At 63.4% G+C, this 25,328-nt stretch carries 22 protein-coding genes and 1 pseudogene; 13 read left to right on the top strand and 10 right to left on the bottom strand.

What is annotated here, in order from left to right; genetic code table 11:
* Positions 1–32: 32 nt before the first annotated feature.
* Positions 33–794 (top strand): IclR family transcriptional regulator, encoded by a 762-nt coding sequence (locus tag WOA58_RS15490; protein WP_340605174.1) that lies wholly within the window; start codon positions 33–35, stop codon positions 792–794.
* A gap of 929 nt (positions 795–1,723) precedes the next feature.
* Positions 1,724–3,082 (top strand): cytochrome P450, encoded by a 1,359-nt coding sequence (locus WOA58_RS15485; protein WP_340605173.1) that lies wholly within the window; start codon positions 1,724–1,726, stop codon positions 3,080–3,082.
* 189 nt (positions 3,083–3,271) lie between these two features.
* Here WOA58_RS15485 and WOA58_RS15480 read toward each other — a convergent pair whose 3' ends face one another.
* Positions 3,272–3,484 carry a hypothetical protein gene (locus tag WOA58_RS15480; RefSeq protein WP_340605172.1) on the bottom strand — a complete coding sequence of 71 codons (213 nt, stop codon included), beginning with the start codon at positions 3,482–3,484 and terminating at the stop codon, positions 3,272–3,274.
* Positions 3,485–3,643: 159 nt separating this feature from the next.
* On the opposite strand from WOA58_RS15480, the pseudogene WOA58_RS15475 reads away from it, so the two are divergent.
* A pseudogene (locus tag WOA58_RS15475) lies at positions 3,644–4,045 on the top strand (P-II family nitrogen regulator); the annotation flags it as partial.
* A gap of 38 nt (positions 4,046–4,083) precedes the next feature.
* On the opposite strand, the gene WOA58_RS15470 reads toward WOA58_RS15475, so the two are convergent.
* Positions 4,084–4,230, bottom strand: a complete 147-nt coding sequence (locus WOA58_RS15470; protein WP_340605170.1) for a hypothetical protein — start codon at positions 4,228–4,230, stop codon at positions 4,084–4,086.
* A 211-nt stretch (positions 4,231–4,441) separates the two neighbouring features.
* On the opposite strand from WOA58_RS15470, the gene WOA58_RS15465 reads away from it, so the two are divergent.
* Positions 4,442–4,834, top strand: coding sequence for a cupin domain-containing protein (locus WOA58_RS15465; protein WP_340605169.1), 393 nt, complete (start codon positions 4,442–4,444; stop codon positions 4,832–4,834).
* Positions 4,835–5,604: 770 nt separating this feature from the next.
* On the opposite strand, the gene WOA58_RS15460 is transcribed toward WOA58_RS15465, so the two are convergent.
* The 3 genes from WOA58_RS15460 to WOA58_RS15450 form a co-directional block, all read right to left on the bottom strand.
* Positions 5,605–6,987 (bottom strand): APC family permease, encoded by a 1,383-nt coding sequence (locus WOA58_RS15460; RefSeq protein ID WP_340605168.1) that lies wholly within the window; start codon positions 6,985–6,987, stop codon positions 5,605–5,607.
* A 194-nt stretch (positions 6,988–7,181) separates the two neighbouring features.
* Entirely contained in the window at positions 7,182–7,922 is a 741-nt protein-coding gene (locus WOA58_RS15455; RefSeq protein WP_340605167.1) for a haloacid dehalogenase type II, read from the bottom strand.
* Between the two features lie 99 nt (positions 7,923–8,021).
* Complete coding sequence (locus WOA58_RS15450; RefSeq protein ID WP_340605166.1) at positions 8,022–8,426, bottom strand: DoxX family protein; 405 nt, start codon at positions 8,424–8,426, stop codon at positions 8,022–8,024.
* A gap of 270 nt (positions 8,427–8,696) precedes the next feature.
* On the opposite strand from WOA58_RS15450, the gene WOA58_RS15445 reads away from it, so the two are divergent.
* Both WOA58_RS15445 and WOA58_RS15440 read left to right on the top strand, forming a co-directional pair.
* Positions 8,697–9,032 carry a hypothetical protein gene (locus tag WOA58_RS15445; protein WP_340605165.1) on the top strand — a complete coding sequence of 112 codons (336 nt, stop codon included), beginning with the start codon at positions 8,697–8,699 and terminating at the stop codon, positions 9,030–9,032.
* A 186-nt stretch (positions 9,033–9,218) separates the two neighbouring features.
* Positions 9,219–10,916, top strand: a complete 1,698-nt coding sequence (locus tag WOA58_RS15440) for a potassium channel family protein (RefSeq protein ID WP_340605164.1) — start codon at positions 9,219–9,221, stop codon at positions 10,914–10,916.
* 78 nt (positions 10,917–10,994) lie between these two features.
* Here the strand turns inward: WOA58_RS15440 and WOA58_RS15435 are convergent, their stop codons facing one another.
* Entirely contained in the window at positions 10,995–13,220 is a 2,226-nt protein-coding gene (locus WOA58_RS15435; RefSeq protein WP_340605163.1) for an amino acid permease, read from the bottom strand.
* A gap of 245 nt (positions 13,221–13,465) precedes the next feature.
* On the opposite strand from WOA58_RS15435, the gene WOA58_RS15430 reads away from it, so the two are divergent.
* The 4 genes from WOA58_RS15430 (at position 13,466) to WOA58_RS15415 (ending at position 16,782) form a co-directional block, all read left to right on the top strand.
* Positions 13,466–13,966: a hypothetical protein gene (locus WOA58_RS15430; protein WP_340605162.1), complete on the top strand. Its 501-nt coding sequence runs from the start codon at positions 13,466–13,468 to the stop codon at positions 13,964–13,966.
* Positions 13,967–14,045: 79 nt separating this feature from the next.
* A complete protein-coding gene (locus WOA58_RS15425; protein WP_340605161.1) occupies positions 14,046–14,564 on the top strand; it encodes a universal stress protein in 519 nt (172 codons plus the stop codon).
* 2 nt (positions 14,565–14,566) lie between these two features.
* Positions 14,567–15,238 (top strand): potassium channel family protein, encoded by a 672-nt coding sequence (locus tag WOA58_RS15420; protein ID WP_340605160.1) that lies wholly within the window; start codon positions 14,567–14,569, stop codon positions 15,236–15,238.
* Positions 15,235–16,782, top strand: coding sequence for a TrkH family potassium uptake protein (locus WOA58_RS15415; protein WP_340605159.1), 1,548 nt, complete (start codon positions 15,235–15,237; stop codon positions 16,780–16,782). The genes WOA58_RS15420 and WOA58_RS15415 overlap by 4 nt, the downstream gene beginning before the upstream one ends.
* Positions 16,783–16,861: 79 nt before the next feature.
* Here the strand turns inward: WOA58_RS15415 and WOA58_RS15410 are convergent, their stop codons facing one another.
* Positions 16,862–18,394, bottom strand: coding sequence for a TrkH family potassium uptake protein (locus WOA58_RS15410; RefSeq protein ID WP_340605158.1), 1,533 nt, complete (start codon positions 18,392–18,394; stop codon positions 16,862–16,864).
* 165 nt (positions 18,395–18,559) lie between these two features.
* Between WOA58_RS15410 and trkA the strand changes: the two genes are divergently transcribed.
* Positions 18,560–19,894: a Trk system potassium transporter TrkA gene (gene trkA / locus WOA58_RS15405; protein WP_340605157.1), complete on the top strand. Its 1,335-nt coding sequence runs from the start codon at positions 18,560–18,562 to the stop codon at positions 19,892–19,894.
* An 88-nt stretch (positions 19,895–19,982) separates the two neighbouring features.
* Here the strand turns inward: trkA and WOA58_RS15400 are convergent, their stop codons facing one another.
* The gene (locus tag WOA58_RS15400; RefSeq protein WP_340605156.1) at positions 19,983–22,304 is read right to left on the bottom strand and encodes an amino acid permease; all 2,322 of its coding nucleotides are present in this window, start codon (positions 22,302–22,304) and stop codon (positions 19,983–19,985) included.
* A 319-nt stretch (positions 22,305–22,623) separates the two neighbouring features.
* Here WOA58_RS15400 and WOA58_RS15395 point away from each other — a divergent pair, with 319 nt between their 5' ends.
* The gene (locus WOA58_RS15395; RefSeq protein ID WP_340605155.1) at positions 22,624–22,770 is read left to right on the top strand and encodes a hypothetical protein; all 147 of its coding nucleotides are present in this window, start codon (positions 22,624–22,626) and stop codon (positions 22,768–22,770) included.
* An 18-nt stretch (positions 22,771–22,788) separates the two neighbouring features.
* On the opposite strand, the gene WOA58_RS15390 is transcribed toward WOA58_RS15395, so the two are convergent.
* Positions 22,789–23,544, bottom strand: a complete 756-nt coding sequence (locus tag WOA58_RS15390) for a winged helix-turn-helix transcriptional regulator (protein ID WP_340605154.1) — start codon at positions 23,542–23,544, stop codon at positions 22,789–22,791.
* A gap of 307 nt (positions 23,545–23,851) precedes the next feature.
* On the opposite strand from WOA58_RS15390, the gene WOA58_RS15385 reads away from it, so the two are divergent.
* Positions 23,852–24,787: an alpha/beta hydrolase gene (locus WOA58_RS15385; RefSeq protein WP_340605153.1), complete on the top strand. Its 936-nt coding sequence runs from the start codon at positions 23,852–23,854 to the stop codon at positions 24,785–24,787.
* A 24-nt stretch (positions 24,788–24,811) separates the two neighbouring features.
* Here the strand turns inward: WOA58_RS15385 and WOA58_RS15380 are convergent, their stop codons facing one another.
* On the bottom strand, positions 24,812–25,090 hold the full coding sequence (locus tag WOA58_RS15380) for a hypothetical protein (RefSeq protein ID WP_340605152.1): 279 nt from the start codon (positions 25,088–25,090) through the stop codon (positions 24,812–24,814).
* Positions 25,091–25,328 lie beyond the last annotated feature (238 nt).

Below are 25,328 nucleotides of genomic sequence, written 5' to 3'. Positions count from 1 at the left end.
AAATATATACACATTCATTATAATGTACTACTATGGCAGAACCGAAACACCCCGTTCGAACGGTCGACAGGGCGTTCGAGATCATCGAGATCGTCCAGGAGCTGGACGGTGCGGGGGTATCCGAGGTGTCCGAGCGCGTCGACATCGGAAAGAGCGCGGTGCACAACCACCTGAACACGCTGGTGAACAAGGAGTACCTCTCGAAGAAGGGCGACGAGTACCAGATCGGCCTTTCGTTTCTGGGTCTCGGGGCGTACGCCAGGAACCGAACGGGGATCTACAACGCCGCCCGGCACGAGGTCGACAACCTCGCGGACGAGACGGGGGAGCTCGCGAACCTCCTCATCGAGCAGAACGGGACCGGGATCTACCTCTATCAGTCGAAGGGCGAGAACGCGGTCGAGCTCGACACCTACGAGGGAAAGCGCGTCAGGTTGCACTGTACGGGGCTCGGCAAGGCGATACTCGCCTTCCGTCCGCGCGAGGAGGTCGAGGAGATCCTCGACACCCATGGCATGCCCGGGATGACCGACCGAACCATCACCGACCGCGAGGAGTTCTTCGACGAACTCGAGGTCATCCGTGAGCGCAAGTACGCGACCGATCGCGAGGAGCGGCTCATGGGGCTGTGCTGTGTCGCCGCCCCCATCACCAACGACCAGGACCGGAGCATCGGTGCCATCAGCGTCGCCTGTCCCCTTCACCGCGTCGGCGACGAGCGGTTCCACGAGGATCTCCCGAACTCCGTTCTGGGCACGGCGAACGTCATCGAGCTGGAGTACAACTACTCGTAGCCCGCTCGATACGGCTTCGATCCCCAGAGACCGTTCCTGCGGGACGAGCGGTTCGACGTACCGCGGCCACGGCTCCACCGTCGGTACTGCCTGCCGACACTCGACGGTCCCACTCCAGTGTCGAAACGATCGAGGTCTTTTCTGATATAGAGAACAGTATTCTTTATTAGTTCGAACCGATGTGCGGACGGCGTTCCCGCCGGTTTCCCCCGGGAACCGCGTGTCGCGACACGAGCGGATCGAGAACCGCCCGAAGCGGCGTCCTGCGGCCGTCGAGCGTTCGTACCGTCGTGCGGCGGGCCGCTCGCCCAGAACGAGGGATCAGTTCCTTACGACGGTACGTCTGTAATTATATTTCGGCGCCGGAGATTTTCCGTTCTCTATATCAGGACACTAGGCAAGTCATCACAACTTCCGTTCTGTCACTCTGAAAACGTCCCTCTCACATATGACATATGAGTTAGTATATTTACATACGTAAAGTGGAACGACCCCACATGGCTCGACGCACGTAGGACGACCGGGGTCGTTTCTCTTCGAACCGTTTCCGTCCCAAATCCGTACTATACGACCGAACCGTCCGTTCCTACTGCCCACGAGAACACACCACATCCGTTCGCTTCCCGTTCCCGCTCCTGATGCCAGAGCCGCGGTTCGTCACATATCCGTTCTCGTATAGTATTCACATTCTTTCTAATATGATTTAGGACGCGGTCGGAACGTCTCGCACCGACTCGATCGGCGCCGACCGGACGGTTCGATCCGGGAACCGGTCGGGCGGGGCGAGCCGAACCGCTCGTCGGCCGACCGATACTCGGTTCCCGGTTGCCGGGTCGATGACTGAACGGCTCGGATGGGTCGCTCGGCTCGCCAGCAGGGGCGGACTGGAACGGCGGTAGAGTCAAGCATGGGTAACCGTATATCGTCATATGCAACAGGAGATTCCCCACCCGCCCCGTGCCGGGATCGTCAACGCGGTCCGGTTCGGCACCGATCCGTTCCGGTTCCTCGAGGGGATGCAGGCCCGCTTCGAGGAGATCGTCGCTGTGCCGATCCCCGGCCGTGCCCCGTTGGTCATCGTGACGGACCCCGACCTGATCCACGACGCCCTCGCGCGTCCCGGGGCGTTCAGCCGCGTTCCCGCTCGGGAGCCCTCGGCGCTCATCGCGGAACAGGGCCTCGTCCAGAGCGAGGGGGCGCTGTGGCGCCAGCAGCGCTCGATCATGGGGCCCGCGTTCAGGGGCAAGCAGGTCACGGCGTACGCGAACACGGTCGGCGAGACGGTCGACGGGCTCGTCGACGAGTGGCACGCGGCCGACGACCCCGAGGCTCGGGATCTCCACGAGGAGATGACGTCGCTGACGATACGCGTCGCCTCGGAGATCCTCCTGGGGGAGGACATCGGGCGCGAGAACGCCGAGCAGTTCCACGACTGGATGCGGATCGCCGGGGCCGAGCTCGAGTTCTCGCCGACGAGCGTCCGTCCGAGCTGGCTCCCACAGCGGACGTCGCCGGAGTTCCGGCGCGCCGCGGAGGGCATCCGGGAACTCAGTGATCGGATCATCGAGCAGCGCCGAGCGTCGCTCGCGGACGCGGGCGACGAGCGAGAGGGGCCGCCGCGGGACATGCTGGCGCTGCTGCTCCGGGCGGAGGACGACCCGGACGTCACGTACTCGGAGAACCAGATCCGCGACGAGGTCGCGACGTTCCTGATCGCCGGACACGAGACCACGGCCCTCAGCCTCACCTACACGCTCGCCCTCCTCGCCCGCCATCCCTCGATGCGCGAGCGCGTTCGCGAGGAGGCCGACGCCGTGCTGGGCGACGAACGGCCGCGATACGAGCACGTCGGCGAGCTGGAGTACGCCGGGCACGTCTATCGCGAGGCCCTCCGCCTATACCCGCCCGCCTGGGCGGTGTTCCGGCAGGCCAGTCGGAAGGTACGGCTCGGCGACTACCGCGTCGAGGAGGGGTCCGCGGTGATCCTCCCCCAGTGGTCGGTCCACCGGGACGAGCGGTATTTCGACGCGCCGAACCGGTTCGACCCGGGTCGGTGGGAGCGTCGCTCGCCGAGCTCGGTGGGTGCGTACTTCCCGTTCAGCACGGGACCACACGCCTGCATCGGTTCGCGGTTCGCGCTGTCGGGAGCCGTTCTGGCGGTCGCCCGGCTCACGCAGGCGTTCGAGATCGACGTGGCGAGCGCCGAACTGCGTGACCTGCGGCCCACGCCGACCCTCCGGCCGGCCGACGGCGTCTCCGCGACGGTTCGGGCGGTTGACCGGTCCTGACTGCCCGGGATCGAAGCGTCCGGGAGCCGAGCCGATCCCGATTACGGCCTTCCGAAGACCGATTTACTACATTGTTGCGTGAAGGTCTTAAATGGAGGCGGCATCGAGGCGGCTTCCGCGCGACCCGCCCTGTCGACGTGAGCGACCGGCTGTCGGCCCCGTTCGATACGGGTTGCCGTCGCGAGCGCCTCAGAGATACTGGGCGCTTGCCGTCCAGGAGTCGTCGTCCTCCTCTGTCGGGTCCCGCTCGACCGCGATCACCCGCCGCGTGGGGATGTCGAGCTGTCGTTCGCCCTCGGTGACGACCACCTGTAGGTAGCGCTCCTGAGGGCTCACCCTGGCTTCCTCGGCCCGGATCGTCGCTACCTCGTCGTCCGCGTTCTCGTACGTGACCTCGACCATACGCCGGCTACTCGCTCCGGACGGGTCAATCGTTCCCCGCCGGTCGCCTCGATCGCTACGGCGCTCGAATCGTGAGCGTTGTTCACACGGCCGACGACAAACCCTAAATACCGCCGTTCTATGTGATCACTCATGGCTCGGAACGCCGATACGAACGACCCCGCCGTCCTCACCGACGGCGGCCGATCGGACGCCGAGGACGGGACGAACGCCGACGGGGAGATCAGGATGATCACGGCGATCATCCGGCCCGACCGCCTCGGCGAGGTCAAGCGAACGCTCGCGGAGGCGGGCGCGCCCTCGCTGACGGTGACGAACGTCTCCGGGCGTGGCAACCAGCCCGCCCAGAAGGGCCAGTGGCGCGGCGAGGAGTACACCGTCGACCTCCACCAGAAGGTCAAGATCGAGTGCGTCGTCGCGGAGATCCCGGTCGACAGGGTCATCGAGGCGATCCGCGAGGGCGCGAACACCGGCGATCCGGGCGACGGCAAGATCTTCGTAACCCCCGTCGAGGACGCGGTACAGATCAGAACCGGCAAGCGCGGTCCCGACGCGGTCTGAGCGCGTCCGCCGGTGGTCCCACAGCCCGTCGGACCCGGTCAGTAGCCGAGAACTCGAAGGACGATGCCGAGGACGATCCCCGAGAGACCGACGACGATCCCGACACCCGGGACGACCGGAATGGGGATGAGACCGATCCCGAGAACGATGGCGAGCGCGATCACGATCGTCGAGAGTCTGACCATGGTGGATCGTTCCGCCGGAGGCGCCTAACCGTTCTGCTTGATCATGCCGATAATCGATACCACGCCACAGTCGATTGCCGAAGGGGCAAGCGCGTGGCGGCGTCCGTCCGGAGGGCTGTAGCGACCGTGACGGTTGGACGCTGGGTTCCGGTCCGAAGCGGGGCAGCCGGGAACGAGCACGTTTATCCCCCACTGGTCGGGACGTATCCTCATGCCACGCGATTACGACCGATCCGCGGTCCCGGCCGTCCACAACCTGCGGGAGGTCGCCCCCTATCGGGAGGAGCCGGGCTTCGAGCAGGTGGTCTTCCGCGGCGTCGACCAGACGATCGGCTTCTCCCGGATCGGCCCCGAGAAGGCGGACGGCGAGCCACATACCCACCCGTACGAGCAGACCAACATGCTCGTCGAGGGACGCCTCGACTTCCTCGTCGACGGCGATCGCGTCGAGCTCGAGCCGTACGACACGCTGGCGATCCCGCCGGAGGTTCCCCACACGTCGCGGGCGGTCGACGGGGAGAGCGCGACGCTGCTCGCCTTCTGGCCGCTCCGGGAGGACCGGCTCGACGGGACGGCCTACCAGGAGGAGTTCCCCGACCCGTAGCGCCTGGCCGCGGATCACCCCTCCGGGCCCGTCACGGATCCCGTGCGGACGGTCCCGAACTGTCGACGGGCTGGCCGGCCACAACGGCTTTACGCGCCGGCGAACTATTTACTCTCGTATGAGTAAAGCACAGCGCTACCGGCTGTTCGCACTGGACACGAAGAAATGGGCCGCGAAGAAGATCAACGGCGGCGAACGCCGTTACTGAGACGACCCGTTGTGCCGATCGGGCAGGAGGGCTACAGCGACCGCACGCCACCGGCGCAGCGAGGAGCACGAGCGCGACCCTGGGCCCTTCTGAGCCGCCCTCGGTGGCGTCGACGCCGTTGCCCTACTACGGCAAGCCCCTGTGGCTACAGTGACGTCTGTAATAACTACCTGTAACAGGAATATGTAACGAACACCTGTTCCCCGACGTTCGCGAGGGTGCGGGTCGGAGACGGGCGGATGGCAACGACCGGCGGCTCGCGGTGGTGCGGACCGTCCGACGGTAATGAGGGACGGAAACACTAATGAGCGAGGCTCCCGTGTGTGGGAACACCCCGCTGGCCGGACACGGGAAAAGACGTCAGAGGCACCCATACGACGCCAGCAGGGGTGCGTCCGACCATGAGCGCAGTCCCTTTTTCGGGTGACCGGCGTCGTACTAGAGGCTATGCAGAACCATTACGAATACGTTGCGGTTTTTTACTCGTACGTACCCCTCGGGCGGATGGTATTCCCCGACGGGCGCTCGGGGGAGGGGGTCCGCCCGGTTCGCGCGCCGACGGTCAGTCGGCGTCGAGCCGTTCGTTCTCGTGGAGCCGTTTCATCCGCGTCTCGAGGTCGATCCCCTTGCGCTCGTACCAGCTCACTCGGATTCGGTAGAAGAGATAGCCGACGACGAGCCAGCCGAGCAGCACGGCGACCATCACCGGGAGCTGCGTCGCGGTCAGGACCCAGAGGATCGCCGCGGAGCCGACCGCTCCGATGGCGGTCAGCTTGAGCGCCCACGGCGGCAGCTTGTAGAGCGAGTGTTCGTAGCGCTCCGGGAAGACCTTCGGGAGGTTCCACAGCGAGACGCCGGCGACGGCGAGGCCGAACAGGATCGTCATCGACAGCGCGATCGAGAGAGTGACGGTATCGGGGGCGACCGGGGCGACGAGCAACGGGGGGACGCCGAGGGCGGTGATGGCGACGTACGGGGAGCCGGTTCGGCTATCGACCCGCGCCATCGCCATCGGGATGATGTCGTCGCGGCCGGCCCGCATGAGGACTCGCGAATAGGCGGTGTAGGTCATGTTGATCGAGGTCAGCGCGCCCATCGCGGCCGCGAGCAGCACGAGGGCGGTCAGGGGTGCCGGGAAGTGGGCGAGCGAGACCTGGGCCACGGCCGCGTCCATCCCGCCGAGGAGCCGCCAGTCGGTCGTCCCGACCAGCACCGCGACGACGCCGACGAGCAACGAGAGCGAGATCGCCGCCGACAGTCCGAGGACCCGTGGGATGTTCCGCGCCGGGTCCTCCATCTCCTCGCCCAACTCGAGGACCAGGCGGAACCCGCGCAGCGGGAAGTACAGCGAGACGACGGCGATGACGAAGGGACTGATGCCGCGGGGGAACAGCGGGCGGTAATTCCCAGGATCGACGAGGAACGCGCCGGGAACGATGAACACGAGCATCCCGACGATGATACACGCGACCATGAGGAACTGGACGATGGCGGCCATCCGTATCCCGAGCAGGTTGACGACGAGAAAGGGGACGAGCAGGGCGTAGACGAGCACGGTCTCGGGGATCGACGGGACCGACGCGAGGGTCGCCGAGACGAAGCCGACGTACTCCGCGAAGCCGACGCCGATGAAGAGCATCCCCGCCCAGACCCCGGGGATGACGATCCACGGCAGCAGGAACCCCCAGAACGGGCCGACGAGTCTCGAGGCGTAGACGTAGCTGCCGCCGGCCGCCGGGATCGCGCTCCCCAGCTGTAGCGACATCAGGATGCCGAAGGAGAGGGGCACCATCGCGAGCAGCAACGCGAGGACGACGCTCGGACCGGTGTCGCCGGCGAGCGGCCCGGGGAGAACGAACGCGCTGATCCCGATGACGTTGCCGACGATGAGCACGGTGGCGCCGACGAGCCCTATTTCAGAATCAATAATGTTGTACTGGGCCATCAACGGCACGTCGATAACACGGGACATAAAACTACCTAATTTTTCAACGTTGGTGTTCATAGACGATTTTCAGCAACTAGCGTTAAAACAAGGAATCCACACCTACCCACTGTTAACTAGAGGGGCGGATTCTCACGATGGCGTCCACCCGTTTGGTTCGTTCGTCGGCGGGTCGTGGCCCCGGTGGGAGGGCGCTAGATCAGGGGCTCGGCGCCGAGCCGTTTCGCGAGGTCCACGAGGTCCGTTGCCACGACGTCGTACGCCGACGGCTCGGGCATCTCGGCCTCCGAAGCCCGATCGGGACCCCATTCCAGAGGTCGGTGGACGTAGGCCGTTCGGAGCCCCAGCTCGCGGCTCGCGTCCAGATCCCGCTCGTGGGCCGCGACCATCACGACCTCCTCGGGCTGGAGATCGAGCAGCTCGACGGCGGTGCGGTAGGCCTCCTCGTCGGGCTTGTAGTGTCCCGAGAGCTCGGCCGAGAGGATCGCGTCCCACGGGATGCCGGCGCGCTTGGCCATGTTCGTGAGGAGCCGCAGATGGCCGTTCGACAGCGGGGCGACGACGTAGTCCGATCGGAGCCGGTTGAGGCCCGGAATCGCATCCGGCCACGGGTCGAGCCGGTGCCAGACGCGGTTGAGGTGCGTCCTCTCCGCCTCGGATAGCTCGTCCAACCCGTATCGATCGAGGAGGCGATCGAGCGACTCGCGGTGGAGCGCATCGAGGTTCCGCCACGGAATCTCGCCACGTCGGACGCGGGCCAGCGACGGCTGATACTCCTCGCGCCACGCCTCGGCGAACGCCGCCCAGTCGACGTCGAGCCCCTTCTCCTCGCCGAGCGCCCGGCCGTCGCGCACGACCCCGCCGTGCCAGTCCACGACCGTCCCGAAGACGTCGAACACGAGCGCCTCCACGTCCACGACCGAAGAACGACTCATACCCATCGAGTCTCATGTTCCCTACTAACAACTGTCGCATTCCGCGACACCCCGAACGGAAACGGACGGGATCGTAGGGTCGACCCCGTGAGAGCTGCGCTATTCCGTTCCGGTCGGTCGGGTGTACCAGAGCGCCAGGAGGACCAACACGCCCTGCAGCGGGAGTCGGCCCCAGCGAACGAGGTCGGAGGGGTCGCCGCCGCCCGGCATCCCCTCGACGACCCCGTGGGTCGCCATGTAGACGTTCGCCGGGAAGACCACGACGAGCAACGCGACCGTCGCCCACGCCGCGTACCGTCGAGTCCGAGGGAGCAGGAGCCCGATCCCGACGGCGATCTCGGCGAGGCCGGAGAGATAGACGAGCGCGAGCGGCGCCGGGAGGACCGGCGGCACGATCCGGACGTACAGCTCCGGCACGACGAAATGCAGGACGCCCGCGACGACGTACGCCGGGGCCATGACGGAGAGCACCGGGCGCTTGAGCCGGCGCAGGACCTCGATCATCGTACCGAATACTCCTCGTGGCGCCGAAACGGTTTCGCCGTCACCGACCCCCGCTCCGGGGACGACTTTCGCGGAGAACCGATCGAAAGCGGCTCCGGTATGGATCCGGTCTCGTACCGATCGACGTCAGCGACCACTACTTCGAAGGCACTGACGACAATCCCGCTGCGAACGACGGACCCTCGACGGAGACCGCTACTCTGATACCTCCCTCGTTATTCCGGGCCGTTCGTTCGACGGATTTATTATCTATCCTTGTCGCTACCATCTATGGGGGAGTTCGTAGTCGAAACAGCAGCTGAAGAGGGATCTGATTGCCGAATCCTGATACGTGACTCTGATACGGAAATACAACTCTCCTGTAGCGTTCGAAAGCTCGCCGTGCTTCAACAGTGTATCGAGCGAGCGTTGTCCGAGCCCAGCCTGTCCGGATGTCAACTAGGTGATGACGAAGCGATAGCGTTCTCACCGCACTCCCCCGATGAGGCGACGATCTACAGGGTCGTACTCACCGTCCCGGAAGGGACCAGTTCGGTCACCGCCACCGAAGACCAGCTGGAGGAGTTCGCCCGTGCCGAAATCCAACCGATACTCGACCGCGCCTGACCGTCCCCCCGACGTGGCCGGATCCGCGTCACCTCCCTCTCGAACCCGATGGCGAGGGGACTGCCCGGAGCGTCGTCCCCGCTGCGGATCGCCGTTTCCACGACCCTCGACGCGGATCGTGGGCGGGGGGTTTCGTGTTATCCGAGAAAGATAGGTTCTTAACTGGTCATACCCCACTACGTATTTATGAGCGATTGGTGGGAGCGGACCATACAGTCGTTGTCGGTGAGCAATTGGCGCCGACGGATCGCACTCGCACTGTCCGTAGTCACTGCTATCGTCGCCGTGTACGCCGTCGTCTATCGCTGGGCGATGGGCACCTTCGAAAACGAAGCGGTCCCCATCTACAAAGCAGTCCAGGTGGTGATCGAAGCACTCACTACCGCCGGGTTCGGCGGACACGCTCCATGGTCGAGCGTTCAGTTGAACTTCCTCATGCTCGCGATGAACGTAACCGGCGTTCTCCTCATGTTCCTTGCCCTCCCGATCTTCGCCGTTCCGATGCTCCGACAAGCGGTCCAATCGGGACCGCCACAATCGAGCGACCTCTCGGATCACGTTATCATCTGTTCGTATACCGCTCGGGACGATGTACTTCGCAAGGAGCTCGAGGAGGTCGACGTCCCGTACGTGATCGTCGACGAGGATCCGAACGTAGTCACCGACCTCCGGGAACAGGAGATAAACGCTATCCAAGGCGACCCCGAGAGAGTCGCAACGCTCCGTGCGGCCAACGCACCGGAAGCACAAGCGCTCGTTGCAGACGTCGACGACGAGACCAACCCGACAGTGATCCTGTCGGCAGCGCGTGTCAACCCCGACTTACAGATCGTCAGCGTCGTGCGGGACCACGCCGATGCGCCGTACCATCGCTATGCTGGCGCGGACGAGGTCGTCCAAGCCCGCCAACAGCTCGGAGAGGCGCTCGCGATTCGGTCGATGCGATCGTTCTCGGAGAAACTCAGACAGGTGATCGACGTCGACACCGACCTCGAGATCACGGAGCTGTTGGTCGAGGAAACGAGTCCGCTCGTCGGACGGACGATCGAGAACGCATCGATCTTCGATCGAACCGGGATCACCATTCTTGGCGTCTGGGTCGGCGGGAAATTCGTCGTCTCCCCCGATCCGGCGATGCGGATCGAGGAGAACACGATCCTGCTCGCGGCCGGGAACCACAGTGCACTTGAGCAGGTCGAAGCCCGCCCGCTTCCGCCCCACAACGACGACTGTACACGCGTCGTCGTCGCCGGCTACGGTGCGACCGGGCGGGCAGTCGTCAAGGCGCTGAGAGACGAGGGAATCGACGTTACGACGATCGATCTCGAAGCCCAGGAGGGGGTCGACGTCGTCGGGAACGTCAATGACCCTGAAACACTAGCGGAGGCCGATATCGAGAACGCACGCGCGGTCGTTCTGACGATGGACGAGGACAGCCCCACCATCTACTCGTCGCTCATGATCAAGGAGACCGCACCCGAAACTGAGATCATCGCGCGCGCGGATCGTTCGGAGAACGTCTGGAAGCTCTATAACGCAGGGGCCGACTTCGTGCTGTCGCTGCCGACCGTAACCGGCGAGATACTCGCCTCCCTCTTGGCCGACAGTACAGAGATCCTGACGCCCCAAACGGAGTTCGTTCGAACCGAGACACCGGCGATCGTAGGCCGGAGCCTCCATGAGGTCGATCTTCGACGGGAGACGGGCTGTACGGTCGTCGCCGCCGAACGCGGCGACGAGCTGGTGACCGAGATCGGTGCGGAGTTCACCGTCGAGGAGGGTGACATCCTCATCGCCGCAGGAAGCGAGGAGGCAACGAAGAAGTTCCTGGAGTTCGTCGGCGAACGGGATCACGAACGCGAGGCGTCTCCCGAAGTCTACTAGGTCCGAGGTGACGGCGAGTAGCGAGCCGAACCGTTCCCGGGCACCCACGAGAGAACTCACCAGTAGCGAGACCGCAGGTTAGTCACGAAAGAGAAGTCGTTCGACGAGCGGCTCGAGGAACGTCGCCCGGCGGGATTTCCGTGAATGGACGAGCAACACCGGCTGTTCGAGGCGGGTCGCGACCCGATCCGTATCACGTTGGAAGAGGAGGTCGGGAAGGAGCCGATGTGTCGTCGTCGAGAGTATCACGACGTCCGCGGATCGAAGCTCCGCCAGCAGCGCATCGAGTTTCGCGTCCGACTGAACGATCGTCCCCTCGACCGGTACCGAGCACTGCTCGTCGAGTTCGGCGTGATACGCTTCGATCGTCCGAATGGACGAATCCGAGGCCCCGGAACCGGCTGCGAACAGGAACCGAATTCGCCCGCCGGCGATGCTCGCGATCGAGTCCGCGAGCTCGACTTTCAGCGGATCGTTGAACGGACTCTGATCGGTGACGATCGCGATCTCGTCGAGCGAATCCAGTTTGCCCGCTTGGACGAAGACGACGTTACAGGGAGCGTGTTCGAGGATCCAGTCACTGTCGCGCCCGAACAGCGTCCGGAGACGGCTCACGGGATCCGCACGAGTGAGGAGGAGGTCCACGCCACGGCGTTCAGCGTAATTGACGACGGCCTGTTTGGTGTCGTGACTGACGACCTCGGCGACTTCGACGGGGACATCGAGCTCCTCGGCCAGATCGTCCGTTCGTTCCTCGAACTCGAGGTCGCCGGGGGACTGGGCGGTCGCTCGATCGAGCGGGTACTGATCGGGAACCTCGTCGAAGCGAACGACCCGAAGCCGGCTATCTCGGAACCGGGCGATCGGTGCGGCGATCCGCAGCAGACGATCCTCCTCCAGGCGGCTCACGTCCCGACGTAGCGCGATGAGCACCTCGTTTCCGGTGGCAGCGGTAGTCAGTTGTGTCGCGGTCTCGTCGAGAAACTGACGCCCGGCCTCGCGTCGAACGGCATCGACGGCAAGCCCTTCTCGATCGACGCGGTCCTTGACGAACACGAAATACCAGACCGTCCCGAAGACGATGATGCCGATCGCTCCGATGAGGGGGAGCAGGTCCATCTGCGTGATGATGTAGAAACCGGAGACGACCCCGAACAGGGGCATCCAAGGATAGAACGGCGTCAGGAAGTCGGGATCGTACCACTCGAGGTCGCCCTCCCGAAACGCGATGAGTGCAACGTTGACCAACGCATAAACGAGGATCTGGAACGCACTCGCCATCTTGGCGATCTCCTCGACCGGGAGCACTGCGATGATGAACAGCATCACGCCACCGGTGAGCAGGATGGACACGATGGGTGTGCGGAACCGCGGATGGACGTACTCGAACTGTTCGGGAAGTAAACCGTCACGACTCAACGCGAGCGGATAGCGAGAGGCAGTGAGTATGCCGGCGTTCGCGGTCGAGACGAGCGCTAGGATCGCTGCCAGAACGATGATCCCGACGCTCCAGAAGCCGAAGAGCGGTTCGACCGCATCGGCCATCGGAACGTTGGTCCCCGATAGCGTCTCGGCATCGACGATGCCGACGAGAACGAACACGATGAAGACGTACAGGAAGGTGGTGATGACGAGCGAGATGAGGAGGCCAAGCGGGAGGTTTCGAGCCGGGTTCTTGATCTCCTCGGCGACGCTCGCGATCTTCGTAACCCCAGCGTAGGAGACGATGACGAGCGCGATCGCGCTCGTGAGACCACCGAAACCGTCGGCGAAGAACGGCTCGTAGCTTCCCCCCTCGACCTGAGTGATGGTCATCGCGATGAATCCCGCGAGGATGACGACCATGACGACGACCATATACGTCTGAAGCTGGCCGGTCTGTTTGACCCCGACCAGATTGATCCCGATGAGCAGCGACGCGATGACCAGCGCCGTAGCCGTCAGGTTCGGGAGCTGAAAGAGGAGATCTAGATAGAACATTCCGCCGACGAGCGCGAGCGCACCTTTGAACAGAAGGGTAAGCCACGTCCCGATCCCGGCCACGGTACCGACGCCCGGTCCCATTCCACGCTCGATGAACACGTAGTCGCCGCCCGCTTCGGGCATCGCGGTTCCGAGCTCCGAGATCGCGAGCGCGGCAGGGATCACGAGAACACCGGCGATCAGGAACGCGAGAACGACCGAGGGACCCGCCTCGGCCATCGCCAATCCCGGGAGAATGAAGATCCCGCTACCGATCATCGCACCCATGCTGATTGCGATGACAGCAGAGAGGCCCAAGTCCCGTTCTAGATCCTTCGGCATGTGCCCCCGGTTATTACTGTTCCCTCAAGGGGGTTGTGGTTACGTCGGGATCTCACACCCGGTAGCCCCGGGCGGGGGACAGTCATGCTATGATCGTTTCTACGAGGAGGACGAGCACGTGTTCCATCATCCCGAACCGGAAGCGACGAAGAACGCTGTACGGGAGGAGTACGGTCGTTCTCATGTCCGGTTTCCGGTTCCAACGGTCGAAACAGTATAGTGGGGTTAGTCATAATGGCACTCCAATGGCTGTTGACTATTCCGAAATTAATAGCCTTACAAATGAAGTAAACAGATCTATACAGCGTATGATTTACGTTATCGCTATTTTCAACGGCTATCTGGTAGTGAAGGTGACCGCGGTTGGACTGGACTATTCGCTTGTCCTCGTTTCGGATCCGTGGTTCGACGATCCGGTGGTCGTTCTCTCCATCTCCCTTCTCGGCTATCTCCTGATATCGATCGGTGTCTCGTACACGAACCTCGTACTGTACGTTCGGGAGCACCGATCGGAGCTGTCCTACGAGGAGCTCGTCTCGACCGTTCCCGTTCCGATATCCCACTCCGACCGTCGCAACCTATGTCTCGGGGTCGCTATCACCGCGACGGGGTCCTGTCTCCTCGTTACCGCGATCGGGATCTATCTCTGGGGATCCCCGATCCAAGCCCTCCTTGCCGGCGTTCCGTCTCGAAGTCAGCCTCGTGAGACGTCCTCCGGGAGCGGATATCGTCGACTCTGGACGTGAAGGACGGCCATCGATATTGCTTAATCCGTAATACTAGGTACTTATATTACTGTATCCTGAACAGTGGGCTGTCGATACAATGCCATCAGAAACTAACCCGGACGATCATACGCACCGTCATTCGAACAGGGAGGGAAAGCGAACGACCGCTCTGCTCTTCGAGCGGCTGATCGTTCCCGTTGCGAGCGAAGCGGACACGGCAAGCACCTGTCGAGCGATGACGCCCTACCTCTCCGACGTAACGGAACGGCTCGTAGTCGTGCACGTCATCGAAACTCGAAGCACGTTCATGGACAAGGCGCCGCTCGCGGCTCGTCGAGAACAGGCCGACCGTCTCTTCGACATCGCTGAGGAGCAGCTAGGGACGGCCCCGGGGTTCGAGACACGATTACGGTACGGGAGTGACGTCGTCGAGGAGATTCTCGAAACGGTCAGTGAGATCGATGCGACGGCGATCCTCTTCACGCCTCGCAGAACGAACCGGCTGACGAGACTTCTCTCGGGCGACGAGGAGCACCGTCTCGTCACGGAGAGCCCATGCCCGGTAGTGGCCATACCGGAGGCCGACAGCGGGGTCCGCCGGGAGGTGCGGGGCTGACGATGTACCTGATCATCGTCGGCGCGGGGAAGATCGGGTCCAACCTGATCGACATGGCGGTCAACGACGGGAACGACGTCGTCGTGATCGAGAGGGACGAGGCACGCGCGCAGGCGGTTAGTCGACGCCACGACTGTCTCGTCCTCAACACCGACGCGACGACCAACGGGGCACTCAGGGACGCCGACGTCGATCGTGCCGACGCGGTCATCAGCACGACGAACATCGACGCGGTGAACATCATGGTGATGCTCCTGGCACAGGAACACGGCGTTCCGAGCCTCGTCAGCGTCGTCCACGATCCCGAACACCTGCCGGTCTTCGAGAAGATCGGGGTGAACCTGATGGAGACCCCGCAGCGACTGATCGCGGATCACCTCTACCACTCCGTCCGGTATCCGGACGTCCATGACTTCATCGAGCTCGAGGACGGAACGGAGCTGATCGAACTGACTGTCTCCGAGAACGCCGACATGGCCGGGAGGTCCCTGAACGCGGCCAAGGAAGGGGACGTCCTCCCCGACGGGTGTCTCGTCGTCGCGCTCAGTCGTGACGGGGACGTACGAGCACCACAGGGCAACACCGTCATCCAGGCGGACGATCAGGTCACGGTGTTCACGGACGACGCGACGCTTCGCGGGGCCGTCACTGCGTTCACGGGCGACTATCCATGAAGGTCCAGTACCGGACGGCCGGGCGGGACGTCGGCCGCATCCTGCAGGTGGTCTCGCTTATGCTGGTCGTCTCGGTCGTGGTCGCCATCGCCAACCGTGAGTTCTACGCAGTTCCCACCTTCGTCGTCTCGGCCGTTCTGATGGCTGGCATCGGTGTGCTTCTGGCCCGGCGCTACAGCGACGCGTCCCCATCGGGCAAGCTCGAGGCGATGGTTACGGCGGCGAGCACCTGGGCTACGGTCGGCGTCCTCGGTGGGCTGCCGTTCGTGCTCATCGCTTGGACGATCAGCGTCGATCCGTTCCCCGCCTGGATGAACACGCCGCCGGTCGACGAGACCACCGACGTCTTCCGCAACCCAGTGAACGGGATCTTCGAGAGCATCAGCGGGTTCACCAGCACCGGGCTGACTATGGCGGCAGTCGAAGACGAGCTGCCCCGCTCGCTACACTGGTGGCGTTCCTTCACCGAGTGGATCGGTGGGGTCGGGGTGATCGTTCTCACCGTCGCGATCCTCGCCCGACCCGGCAGCGGGTCGCTCACCTTGTTCGAAAGCGAGGCCCGCTCGGAGAAGATCCATCCGAGCATCGTCTCGACGGTCAAGGAGATCTGGACGATCTACCTCGGCTTCACGCTCGCATCGATCGCGCTGTTTCTCGCCGTGGGAATGCCCCTCTGGGGGGCGATCAACCACGCCATGACCGGCATCGCTACTGGCGGGTTCTCGATCCATGCGGACTCGATCGGCCACTACGGGAGCCCGGTGATCGAATACGCGGTCGTTCCCGTCATGGTGGCCGGAAGCATCGCGTTCCCGGTCCATTATCTGATCCTGAGGGGTGAGCTACGGAACTTCTATGCGGACATCCAGACGCGGTGGGTCTTCATCTGGTTTAGCGCCGGTTCGATAGCGTTGACCGTGCTCCTCTGGCTCAACGGCCAGTACGGGTCGCTCGAGGAGACGTTCCGGATCGCGCTGTTCCAGTTCGTCTCCGCCACGTCGAACACCGGGTTCGGCACCGCGACCATCGGGGACGGGACCGACGTCGCCTGGACGGCGGGTCCGACGCTCCTGATCTGTCTGGGGATGCTTACCGGGGCCGCCGCCGGATCGACGGTCGGCGGGCTCAAGCTCGTTCGCGTCCTCACCCTGATCAAAGGGACCGTCTGGCAGGTCAAGGGCGTCTTCGCGCCACGAACGGCGGTCCGCCGCCTCCGGATGGGGAAGCGAACGCTCAGCGAATCGGAAGTCCAGCGGGAATACACGGAGGCGACGGTCGTGTTCGTCCTCTGGATTCTGTTCCTGATCGTCGGGGTCACGGTATTACTGTGGGTGCTGTCACCGGACCATCCGCTCGAGTACGTCGTCTTCGACGTCATGAGCGCACAGAGCAACGTCGGGCTCGATGCAGGTATCACTGGGCCCGAGATGCCAGCCACGGCGAAGCTGATGCTGATCTTCAACATGTGGATCGGTCGGTTGGAGATCATCCCGGTTGCGGTGTTGCTGGGTGCGGTCTTCCGGAGCCTCGATCTCTATCGGTGACTTTCGCGATAGGATCCCCGAGACCTCGCTACAGACGGCAAGCGGGGATACTGCTCGCTTACGATCTCTACCGGGAAGATCAGCGTTCCAGACCCGTGACGAAGAGCGCGAGAACGGGAACGATCTCGAGACGGCCGACCCACATGAGGAAGACCATCAGCAGCTTCGAGACGTTGGAGAACTCCAGATAGCTCCCGAACGGGCCGAGCGATCCGAACCCGGGTCCGATGTTTCCGAGAGTCGCGAGCGAGGCGCTGATCGCCTCAAGAGCAGTGAGGTCGTAGCCGATCCGGGCCGAATCGAGCGCGAGGAGTACCGCAGCAACGGCAAACAGCATGAGATACATCAGCGTGAAGGCGAAGATCCCCTTGATCGCGTCCTCGTCGACAGTACGGTTGGCCAATCGAACGGGTCGAACGGTGTCAGGGTTTGCGGCGACAAACAGCTCACGTCGGACTGTTTTGAGGATGATCAGCCACCGAATGACCTTGATCCCCCCACCGGTCGAACCGGCGGATCCACCGATAAACATGGTAAAGAGCAGTATCATCTGAGCGTTCGTATCCCAGTGTGCGAAATCGCTCGTTGCGTACCCTGTAGAGTTCATGAGCGACCCGATCTGAAATGCCGCCTGCCGGAGGGTGTTCTCGGTTACCCCTTCGGTGGCACCACCGATCTCGAGTACTGGGGCGGCACCGCGGAACAGGACCACTGACAGAACCGCGATCAAGACGGCTATCGCGCCGGCATACGTCCGAAACTCGGAGTCCCGAACGATGGCTCGGGCTTCGCCCTGAAGGACACGCCAGAACAGTGCAAAGTTCACTCCCGCAACGACCATAAACGGGATTACGACCCACTGAACGGCCGCAGAGAACGCAGCGATACTATCAGCTTGTGGGGAGAAACCACCTGTCGGCAGGGTCGTAAAGCCGTGGGCAACAGCGTTATACAGGTCCATGTTCGGCGCCAGACCTGCCACATGCAGTCCATAGAGGAGCAGAATATAGAGAACGGTGAATCCGAAATACACGAGCCAGAGGGCACGAGCGGTTTCCGCGATTTTCGGCGTCAGTTTCTGGAGTTCGGGACCGGGCGCCTCGGAACTCATCAGCTGAGCGCCGTTAACGGACAGTTCCGGGAGAATAGCGATCATGAGGACGATGATCCCCATTCCGCCGAGCCATTGGGTGAGCTGGCGCCACATGAGCAACGCGTGGGAGTGACGATCAAGACTGATTTCGCCCATGACGGTCGCACCCGTCGTCGTGAAGCCACTGGTCGACTCGAAAAAGGCATTGACCGGATGAGCGAGCGTCGATGCGGTGCCATAGCCCGCAAGGAGATACGGAATGGTACCGATGATTGCGGCCCCGAGCCACGCCAACGAGACTACTACGAGTGCCTCACGAGGACCTAGATCGGGTTCGGGTTCCAGCCGCTCCAGGGTGAAACCGAGCCCGACAGTAACGAGGATCGAGAGGAGAAACACCCAGACGTCTTCCTGATAAAACATCGCGATGAAGAGCGGGATCGTCATCGACAGGGCGAGGTACTTGATGACGGTCCCCAAAAGACTAACACTCGAGCGCCAGTCGACGAGCCATCTCATGTACGTCTCCTCCGTTCCATCAGTAGCGGCGATTCGTTCCGGGCGTTCATAAATCACCGCTATGAGATACGTAGTACGCAGTAGAGTTATAAGGAGATTACAGGTTCCGGAATACACTTCAGTTCTCCTGTGCGATTACGCTCCAATGAACTGCGAGGGATCTACATGCACGTGATCATCGTTGGAGCCGGCGAAGTCGGATGGGCAATCGCGGACGATCTCGCGGAAGTCCATCAGGTCGTCGTCGTGGATCGGGACGGCGAGAAGGTCGAGGATCTGACGTATTCAATGGACGTATTAGCGGTTCAGGGGGATGGGACCGACCTTCAAATCCTCGAAGAGGCGAGAATCGCCGAAGCGGAGATGGTGATCGCCTGTACCGACATCGACGAGGCGAACATCGTCGTCTGTAACATCGCCAAAGCGATCGGGGACATATTCACCATCGGGCGTGTCAAACATCGAAACTTCCTGCGGACGTGGACTCGCTTAGAAGGGGCGTTCGGCGTCGACCTCCTGATAAGTACCGACCTGTTGACGGCCGAGTCGATCTTCCGTGTTTCCGGGCTACCGAGCGCTCATGACGTCAATTCGTTCGCAGGGGGCGTGGTTCGGATGGCGGAGTTCGATATCTCGTCTACAAGCCCGCTTGATGGTCGATCGATTCGGGACGTGGATCGATATGACGCCCTCAGGTTCGCAGCAGTCTTTCGGGACGATGATCTGCTCGTTCCGAAGGGGGACACCGTCTTACGATCCGGTGATAGGATCGTCACGATCGGCGCCCCGGACGCCATCAGACGTTTCTCGGAGGAGATCGGACAGAAGGCGGGAGAGTCCCTCGAGAACATAGTCATCGTGGGTGGAAGCGAGATCGGCTTTCAGACCGCCCGGATTTTCGAGGAGCATGGGTATCGCCCTCAGCTGATCGAGCGTGATCCCGCCCGGGCACGTGCGATCGCCGAGGCGCTTCCGAAAACGACGGTCTTGGAGAGAAGCGCAACTGATCTAGACTTTCTCAAACGCGAGCACATCGGGAGGGCGGACCTCCTGGTCGCCACGATGGGTCGGGACGAGCAGAACCTGCTGATGTGCATACTGGCGACCCACCTCGGGGTCGATCGGACGGTCGCTGTCATTGAATCGACGGACTACGCGGACCTCTTCGAACAGGTCGGGATCGACGTCGCGATTAGTCCGCTTGAGGAAGCGGCCGAAGAGATCATTCAGTTTACTCGGCACGATCGAACCAAGAAGATCGCGATGCTCGAACACGACCGCGCGGAGGTCGTAGAGGTAGGAATCGGGCGTGAATCCGTACTGGTCGACCGAGAGATCGCCGACGCCATGACCGATCTCCCACAACGGGTCGTGATCGGTGCGATCTCCAGAGACGGCAAGTTCGTGACGCCGCGCGGCGATACAGTAGTCCGGCAGGGTGATCACTTGGTGATTTTCGTGGATACGGAGGTCCTCGATGCGGTGACGGAAGCCGTATAACGGGGCGTCGAGCCGCCGATAGCGGGCCACCGTTCCTTCTTTTCGACTGTAGTTGCCGGACGGACAGCACTGTAAGCGTCCGGTGGGCTCAGGAGCTCAGCCGTTCGATGAGTCCCTCCCGGATCGACCGCGGGGAGGTCTCCTCGCCGCGAACCATCGCGACCGTACCCGTCGCCTCCCGTCCGATCCGTTCGGGAATCGCTCCCGAGATCGCCTGTGAGATGACGCCGTCGCGCGTCGTCCCGACACAGATCGTCTCGTAATCGTTGACCGACCCGAGGATCCCCGCTTCGATGTCCTCGTTCACCTCGACCCGGGTCGTATACTCGTCCGCGGAGAGTCCCGCCTCCGTTGCGATCCGTTCGATGACGGACTCCCCTTCCGCGATCGGGTCGAGCGGTTCGGATGCGTCCTCGTCGGCAGCCTCGTTCGTTTCGGCAGGGCGCTGGATGTTGAGCAGCGTCAGCGTCGCGTCGGGTTCGCTAGCCGCGAACTCGGCACCGCGTCTGACGGCGGCCGGAGTGTGGGGCCCGCCGCTGACCAGCACGACGACGTCCCCGATCCGATCGCTTCCGTACTGCACGAACGTCACTTCACAGGGCGCCCGCCCCATGATCGGATCGAGGTTCGAGCCGAAGAGATGCTCACGCCGGGAGCGGTGTGCATCCCAGCCGAGGAGGACTTCGTCGGCGTCCTCCTCGTCGATGACGGTGAGGATCGTGCTGCCGATGTCGCGGCCGGCGATCGCACGGGTTCGGATACCGACGTCGAACTCCTCGCCGCTGTCCCTCGCCCCTTCGAGGAGGGCACTCTGCCGTTCGACGCGTTCCTCCTCGAACTCGATCTGTTCGAGCGACGTCTGGGGTGGGACCTCGGTGATGTTGACCGCGACGATCTCCGCGCGGTCGATCCCCTCCGAGTTCGCGCTTTCCCGTGCACTGGCCGCCGCCAGCCGAAGGAGATGGCGCTGTGTCTCCGGGTTCGCGACCGGAACGACCACGCGATAGAGCTGCTCGTCGGCCGGCGGTCGGCTGGGTTGCTCCGCGATAGCTTCCCCGACCAGGCTCGTCGCGATCGCCTTGTCCTTGGCGTAGAACTGATACCAGAGGACGCCGGCACCGACGATCCCGAGGCCGATCGCCTGCACGACCCACGCCATCTGGACCATGATGACGAGACAGGCCAGGGAGCCCACTATCGGAACGACCGGGTAGAGGACGGCTGGGATCCGGAAGTCCGGCTCGTACTCGTCGGGGTCGGCCCGGCGCAGAACGATCACCGCGATGTGGACGAGCGCGTACGTGATGAGGAACATGAAACTCGCGACGTCGGCGAGCGTGTCGATCGGCAACGGGCTTGCGATCAACAGGAGGATGAGCGCACCGGTCGCGACGATGGCTCGATACGGCGTCCGGTACTGCTCGTGGATCTGGTTGAGCCAGTTGGTGAGGATGCGATCGCGGCCCATGGCGAAGTTGACGCGGGCCGCGGACAGGATCGAGGCGTTCGCCGAAGAGACCGTCGCGAGGATCGCGCCAGCGATCATGATGACCGATCCGACCGTCGCCAGCTCCAGACTGTAACCGGCGACGCTGAGCGCACCGAACACCCCCACTGCCTCGGCGGCGACGTCCGCAACGGGCACGTCCGAGCCGGCCAGGTCCGGAACCGGGAGGAGACCCGTGCTCACGAGCATGACGAGGACGTAGAGCAACGTCGGCGTCACGACCGCGGCGATCATCGACAGCGGGAGGTTCCGTCCGGGGTCCTTGATCTCCTCGGCGCTGGTCGCGATGACCTCGAAGCCGATGAACGTCACGAACACCGTTCCGGTGGTCGCACCGACCGCGCCCCAGCCGGCCGGTGCGAAGGGCGTGAGCAGGTCGGTGTTGATCCGGACGAGACCGACGACGATGAACGCGCCGATCAGACAGATGAGCACGAGAACGATGACGTTCTGGAGCGAGCCCGTCTCCTTGACCCCCCGGTAGTTGACCGCGACGAGGAGCGAGGCCATCACCAGCCCCGCGGCGACGACGATGAGCGCATCGGAGGGCTGGTTGGTGAGGTACTGGCCGAAGCCGAGCATGTAGAAGGCCGTCGCGAACATCAGGCCGGCCCACATCCCCCACCCGACGATGGTCCCGAAGAAACTCCCGAGGGCGTGGTTCACGTAGTAGTAGCTACCCCCGGCTTTCGGCATCCCGGTCGCCAGTTCCGAAAGCGAGAGGGCCGCCAGGAGCGCAACGACACCGCCGAGCGTGAACGAAACCATGCTCGCCGGACCGGCGCTTTCGGCGACGATCCCCGGGAGAACGAAGATCCCCGCTCCGATCATCGTCCCTAATCCGAGGGTATACGCCTCCAAGAAGCCAAGATCACGTGCGAGTTCCTGATCACTACTACTCATTGTTGTATCACGGATTACTACGGCCCGTCTGATATCGGATTACTCGACTGCCGTACTCGAAAGGGATGGGCACAGTCAGATAAATACACCGATAGAGTTCGGCTTGGCTGAGTATTACCCTCGTGCTTTTACGGTATGAATAGCAAATGCCTATTTGTATGTTGCAACCGTAAACCGGTTACGGGGACCGGAAGTAGCGTACTCGGGGAAGGCGAGTCGGGAAACGGAGTGAGACCACACGCTTTGGAGCTAACGAGACGACCGTTCAATGAGACATCCACGCATCAGGGACCCACGTTCCATCTGGGACGTTCTTGCGGTGATAGCTCTCTATGGCGCCCTGGAATACTTCACGCTGCAGATCACGGGCGACCTCTTGATCCGCCAGGAGCTCGTCGTCGTCGGGGTCGTCGTCTGGGTCTGGGTGATCTGGGCCGCCTTTCGCGTTCTCGATCGGTCGGTCTGAGCGGGGAGCCCCGTCCGATCAGGCCGGCGTGCTGTCGCCCCGGAACCCCGTCAGCATCGGTTCGTCAACCCCTCCACGTGAGAACAGCGTCACGACGTCCTTGGCCTGAATGGTCGTGTTGCCGTGTGGAGTGAGGATGTCACCTTCACGCTCGATCGCGATCAGCAGGATCTGATTGTCGATGATCCCGTCCTCGACGGCCTCCGCGACCGTGGAGCCCGTGACGGGTGCTTCGTCCTGGACGGTGATCTCGACGATCTCCGATCCGCCTGCCAGACTCATGAAGTCGGAGAGTGTACGCCGCCGTTCGTCCTCCTCGGGACCGTACGGAACGTAGGGATGGTCGACCTCGGACTCGACGAGATCCTCCTCCTGGATGTCGATCCCGAGCTTCGAGATCCCAGTCGCGATCCTGCGGAGATCCGCCGTGTCCTCGCCGATGGCCAGAACGTGGAGGTTTCGCTGTCCTGCCATCAGCTCGCGGACGTTGATCACGCCGGGGATAGTCTGGACCTGACCGATGAGCGACTCGCGTTCCGAGACGGGTGCGTTACAGATGTAGAGGTTCGTGAGCTGTCCGTCGGCACGTTCGAAATCGATGCGAGCGGAGTAGCCGGTGATCACGCCGGCCTTCTCCAGGCGTTCGATCCTGTTTCGGATCGTACCGGGAGAGACGTTCACCATCTCGGCGACGTCGGGAGCGGACGTGTTGCGGGAGTCCTTCATGAGACTGTAGATGACCTGCCGATCGATCTCGTCCAGGCGGATCTCCATAGTAGATGTTACTGTCGACCCCGATGGCGCTTTTCTGTTTCGGTCTCTCCGGTCCCTGCTCGCGTTCACGGCGTGCGTGAGAAGGGAGTGTTTCACTCCGATCGCTAGAATCGTTGGGGACTGCGAGAGGTAGTGGTCCGATCGACTACGGAATCGTCGTTGAAGTACGAAGCCGAGAAGCCGCCGTGGTCCGAGCGGGCCCGCGTTCACAGCCCTTCCCGTCACGGTGCTACCGCCGACGACGGCATCGGGACCGACGTTCGCCGGATCCGGGAGTGTTTTTGTGGTTGTCTATCTACCAGCCGACATGCAGGCCGGCGAGATCGACCCGCAGGCACAGGCGGCGGTCGACCGGCAGGACCGCCTCCCGCTCCCGCACAGTCGCCGTGGAGTGAAGCTCCTCCGGCTTCTCACCCGGCCGACGATGTGGCTCAGGAACCGGAACCCGCCGCCCGTCGGCGCGACCGTCGACCGACGGATCCCCGGTCCGGCGGGGGAACTCACTGCCCGCCTCTACCTGCCGGACGCGGACGGGCCGGTCCCGACGGTCGTGTTCTTTCACGGCGGCGGGTTCGTTTTCGGGAGTATCGAGACGCACGACTGGCTCTGTCGGCATCTTACACGGGAGAGCGGCTGTGGCGTCCTCTCGGTCGATTACCGGCTCGCGCCCGAACACCCGTTCCCGGCGGCCGTCGAGGACGCCTATGCCGCCGTCGAGTGGGCGGCCGCGAACCCGGAGGCGGTCGACGGAACCGGGACCGTCGCGGTCGCGGGTGATTCGGCCGGGGGAACCCTCGCTGCCGTCGCTGCGCTCATGGCCGCCGAGCGCGATGGCCCCGAGATCGCCCAGCAGACCCTCGTCTATCCCGCCGTCGGCATCGAGGAACGCCAGGAATCCGTCCGGGAGAACGCGGGGATCGTTCTCGGCGAGGACGATATGGAGTGGTTCAACCGCTGTTACTACGTGAACGAGATCCACAGGCGAAACCCGTACGCCGACCCGGCAAACGCCTGTGACCTCTCCGGCGTCGCCCCCACGACGGTCGTCACGGCGGGGTTCGACCCGCTCCGTGACGGCGGGACGGCGTACGCCGAGCGGCTCGTCGGCGACGGGGTCCCCACGCGCTACAGGAACTACGACGACATGGTCCACGGGTTCATGACGTTCCGCGACGTCGATCGGGCCCGTGAGGCGATCGGGGACGTCGGCGGCGACCTCGCGGGGCTGCTCACCGAGGGCTGACTTCCGGAACCGTCGTGGGGCCTCTCAGTCGGCCGCCCGACCGCCGTCGGCGGGCAGTGTGTGGCCCGTCGGTACGATGTGTCCGTCGAACAGGAGAACGCGCCCGCGCCGGCCGTCCCCTCGGGCCCGGCAGTTCGGTCCATCGGCACGTCCCGCATCGCCGACGTATCGAAGTCGGTCCGGGTGTTCGGGTCGCCAGTCGGCCGATCCATCATCGGTAGTGCCGACCCACCGGACCCGTCGATCGATCCCGATCGGATGTCCGTTTTCGTCGGGTCCGGCATCGTCACGGCCGGGAAGCACGGATCGACGCGCTCGCCGAACGAGCCGGGGCCGCGGCCATCGTATCCGATACCGCCGTGGCCATCCACCCCCTTATCAATAGCCTTCAGTACTGCAGGCGTGTTTCTATAACATCCGTGTCCCTTACTGCCAGTGTGGAGAGATCGATACTCACCTGTCGACAGTGTGAGTGGAAGGCAACGACCGGGACGGCCGATCGGCCACACGAAGCGAACAGCGCCGCGGTCGATCACCACCT

The organism is Halalkalicoccus tibetensis (assembly GCF_037996645.1).
GTDB lineage: Archaea > Halobacteriota > Halobacteria > Halobacteriales > Halalkalicoccaceae > Halalkalicoccus > Halalkalicoccus tibetensis.
This window is presented reverse-complemented; position numbering and strand designations above follow the sequence as displayed.

What these genes read in the sequence shown, in the direction of transcription:
- WOA58_RS15490 (WP_340605174.1), top strand. Translation starts at nt 33, where the DNA reads ATGGCAGAACCGAAACACCCCGTTCGAACGGTCGACAGGGCGTTCGAG.
- WOA58_RS15485 (WP_340605173.1), top strand. Translation starts at nt 1,724, where the DNA reads ATGCAACAGGAGATTCCCCACCCGCCCCGTGCCGGGATCGTCAACGCG.
- WOA58_RS15480 (WP_340605172.1), bottom strand. Translation starts at nt 3,484, where the DNA reads ATGGTCGAGGTCACGTACGAGAACGCGGACGACGAGGTAGCGACGATC.
- WOA58_RS15470 (WP_340605170.1), bottom strand. Translation starts at nt 4,230, where the DNA reads ATGGTCAGACTCTCGACGATCGTGATCGCGCTCGCCATCGTTCTCGGG.
- WOA58_RS15465 (WP_340605169.1), top strand. Translation starts at nt 4,442, where the DNA reads ATGCCACGCGATTACGACCGATCCGCGGTCCCGGCCGTCCACAACCTG.
- WOA58_RS15460 (WP_340605168.1), bottom strand. Translation starts at nt 6,987, where the DNA reads ATGGCCCAGTACAACATTATTGATTCTGAAATAGGGCTCGTCGGCGCC.
- WOA58_RS15455 (WP_340605167.1), bottom strand. Translation starts at nt 7,922, where the DNA reads ATGAGTCGTTCTTCGGTCGTGGACGTGGAGGCGCTCGTGTTCGACGTC.
- WOA58_RS15450 (WP_340605166.1), bottom strand. Translation starts at nt 8,426, where the DNA reads ATGATCGAGGTCCTGCGCCGGCTCAAGCGCCCGGTGCTCTCCGTCATG.
- WOA58_RS15445 (WP_340605165.1), top strand. Translation starts at nt 8,697, where the DNA reads ATGGGGGAGTTCGTAGTCGAAACAGCAGCTGAAGAGGGATCTGATTGC.
- WOA58_RS15440 (WP_340605164.1), top strand. Translation starts at nt 9,219, where the DNA reads ATGAGCGATTGGTGGGAGCGGACCATACAGTCGTTGTCGGTGAGCAAT.
- WOA58_RS15435 (WP_340605163.1), bottom strand. Translation starts at nt 13,220, where the DNA reads ATGCCGAAGGATCTAGAACGGGACTTGGGCCTCTCTGCTGTCATCGCA.
- WOA58_RS15430 (WP_340605162.1), top strand. Translation starts at nt 13,466, where the DNA reads ATGGCTGTTGACTATTCCGAAATTAATAGCCTTACAAATGAAGTAAAC.
- WOA58_RS15425 (WP_340605161.1), top strand. Translation starts at nt 14,046, where the DNA reads ATGCCATCAGAAACTAACCCGGACGATCATACGCACCGTCATTCGAAC.
- WOA58_RS15420 (WP_340605160.1), top strand. Translation starts at nt 14,567, where the DNA reads ATGTACCTGATCATCGTCGGCGCGGGGAAGATCGGGTCCAACCTGATC.
- WOA58_RS15415 (WP_340605159.1), top strand. Translation starts at nt 15,235, where the DNA reads ATGAAGGTCCAGTACCGGACGGCCGGGCGGGACGTCGGCCGCATCCTG.
- WOA58_RS15410 (WP_340605158.1), bottom strand. Translation starts at nt 18,394, where the DNA reads ATGAGATGGCTCGTCGACTGGCGCTCGAGTGTTAGTCTTTTGGGGACC.
- trkA (WP_340605157.1), top strand. Translation starts at nt 18,560, where the DNA reads ATGCACGTGATCATCGTTGGAGCCGGCGAAGTCGGATGGGCAATCGCG.
- WOA58_RS15400 (WP_340605156.1), bottom strand. Translation starts at nt 22,304, where the DNA reads ATGAGTAGTAGTGATCAGGAACTCGCACGTGATCTTGGCTTCTTGGAG.
- WOA58_RS15390 (WP_340605154.1), bottom strand. Translation starts at nt 23,544, where the DNA reads ATGGAGATCCGCCTGGACGAGATCGATCGGCAGGTCATCTACAGTCTC.
- WOA58_RS15385 (WP_340605153.1), top strand. Translation starts at nt 23,852, where the DNA reads ATGCAGGCCGGCGAGATCGACCCGCAGGCACAGGCGGCGGTCGACCGG.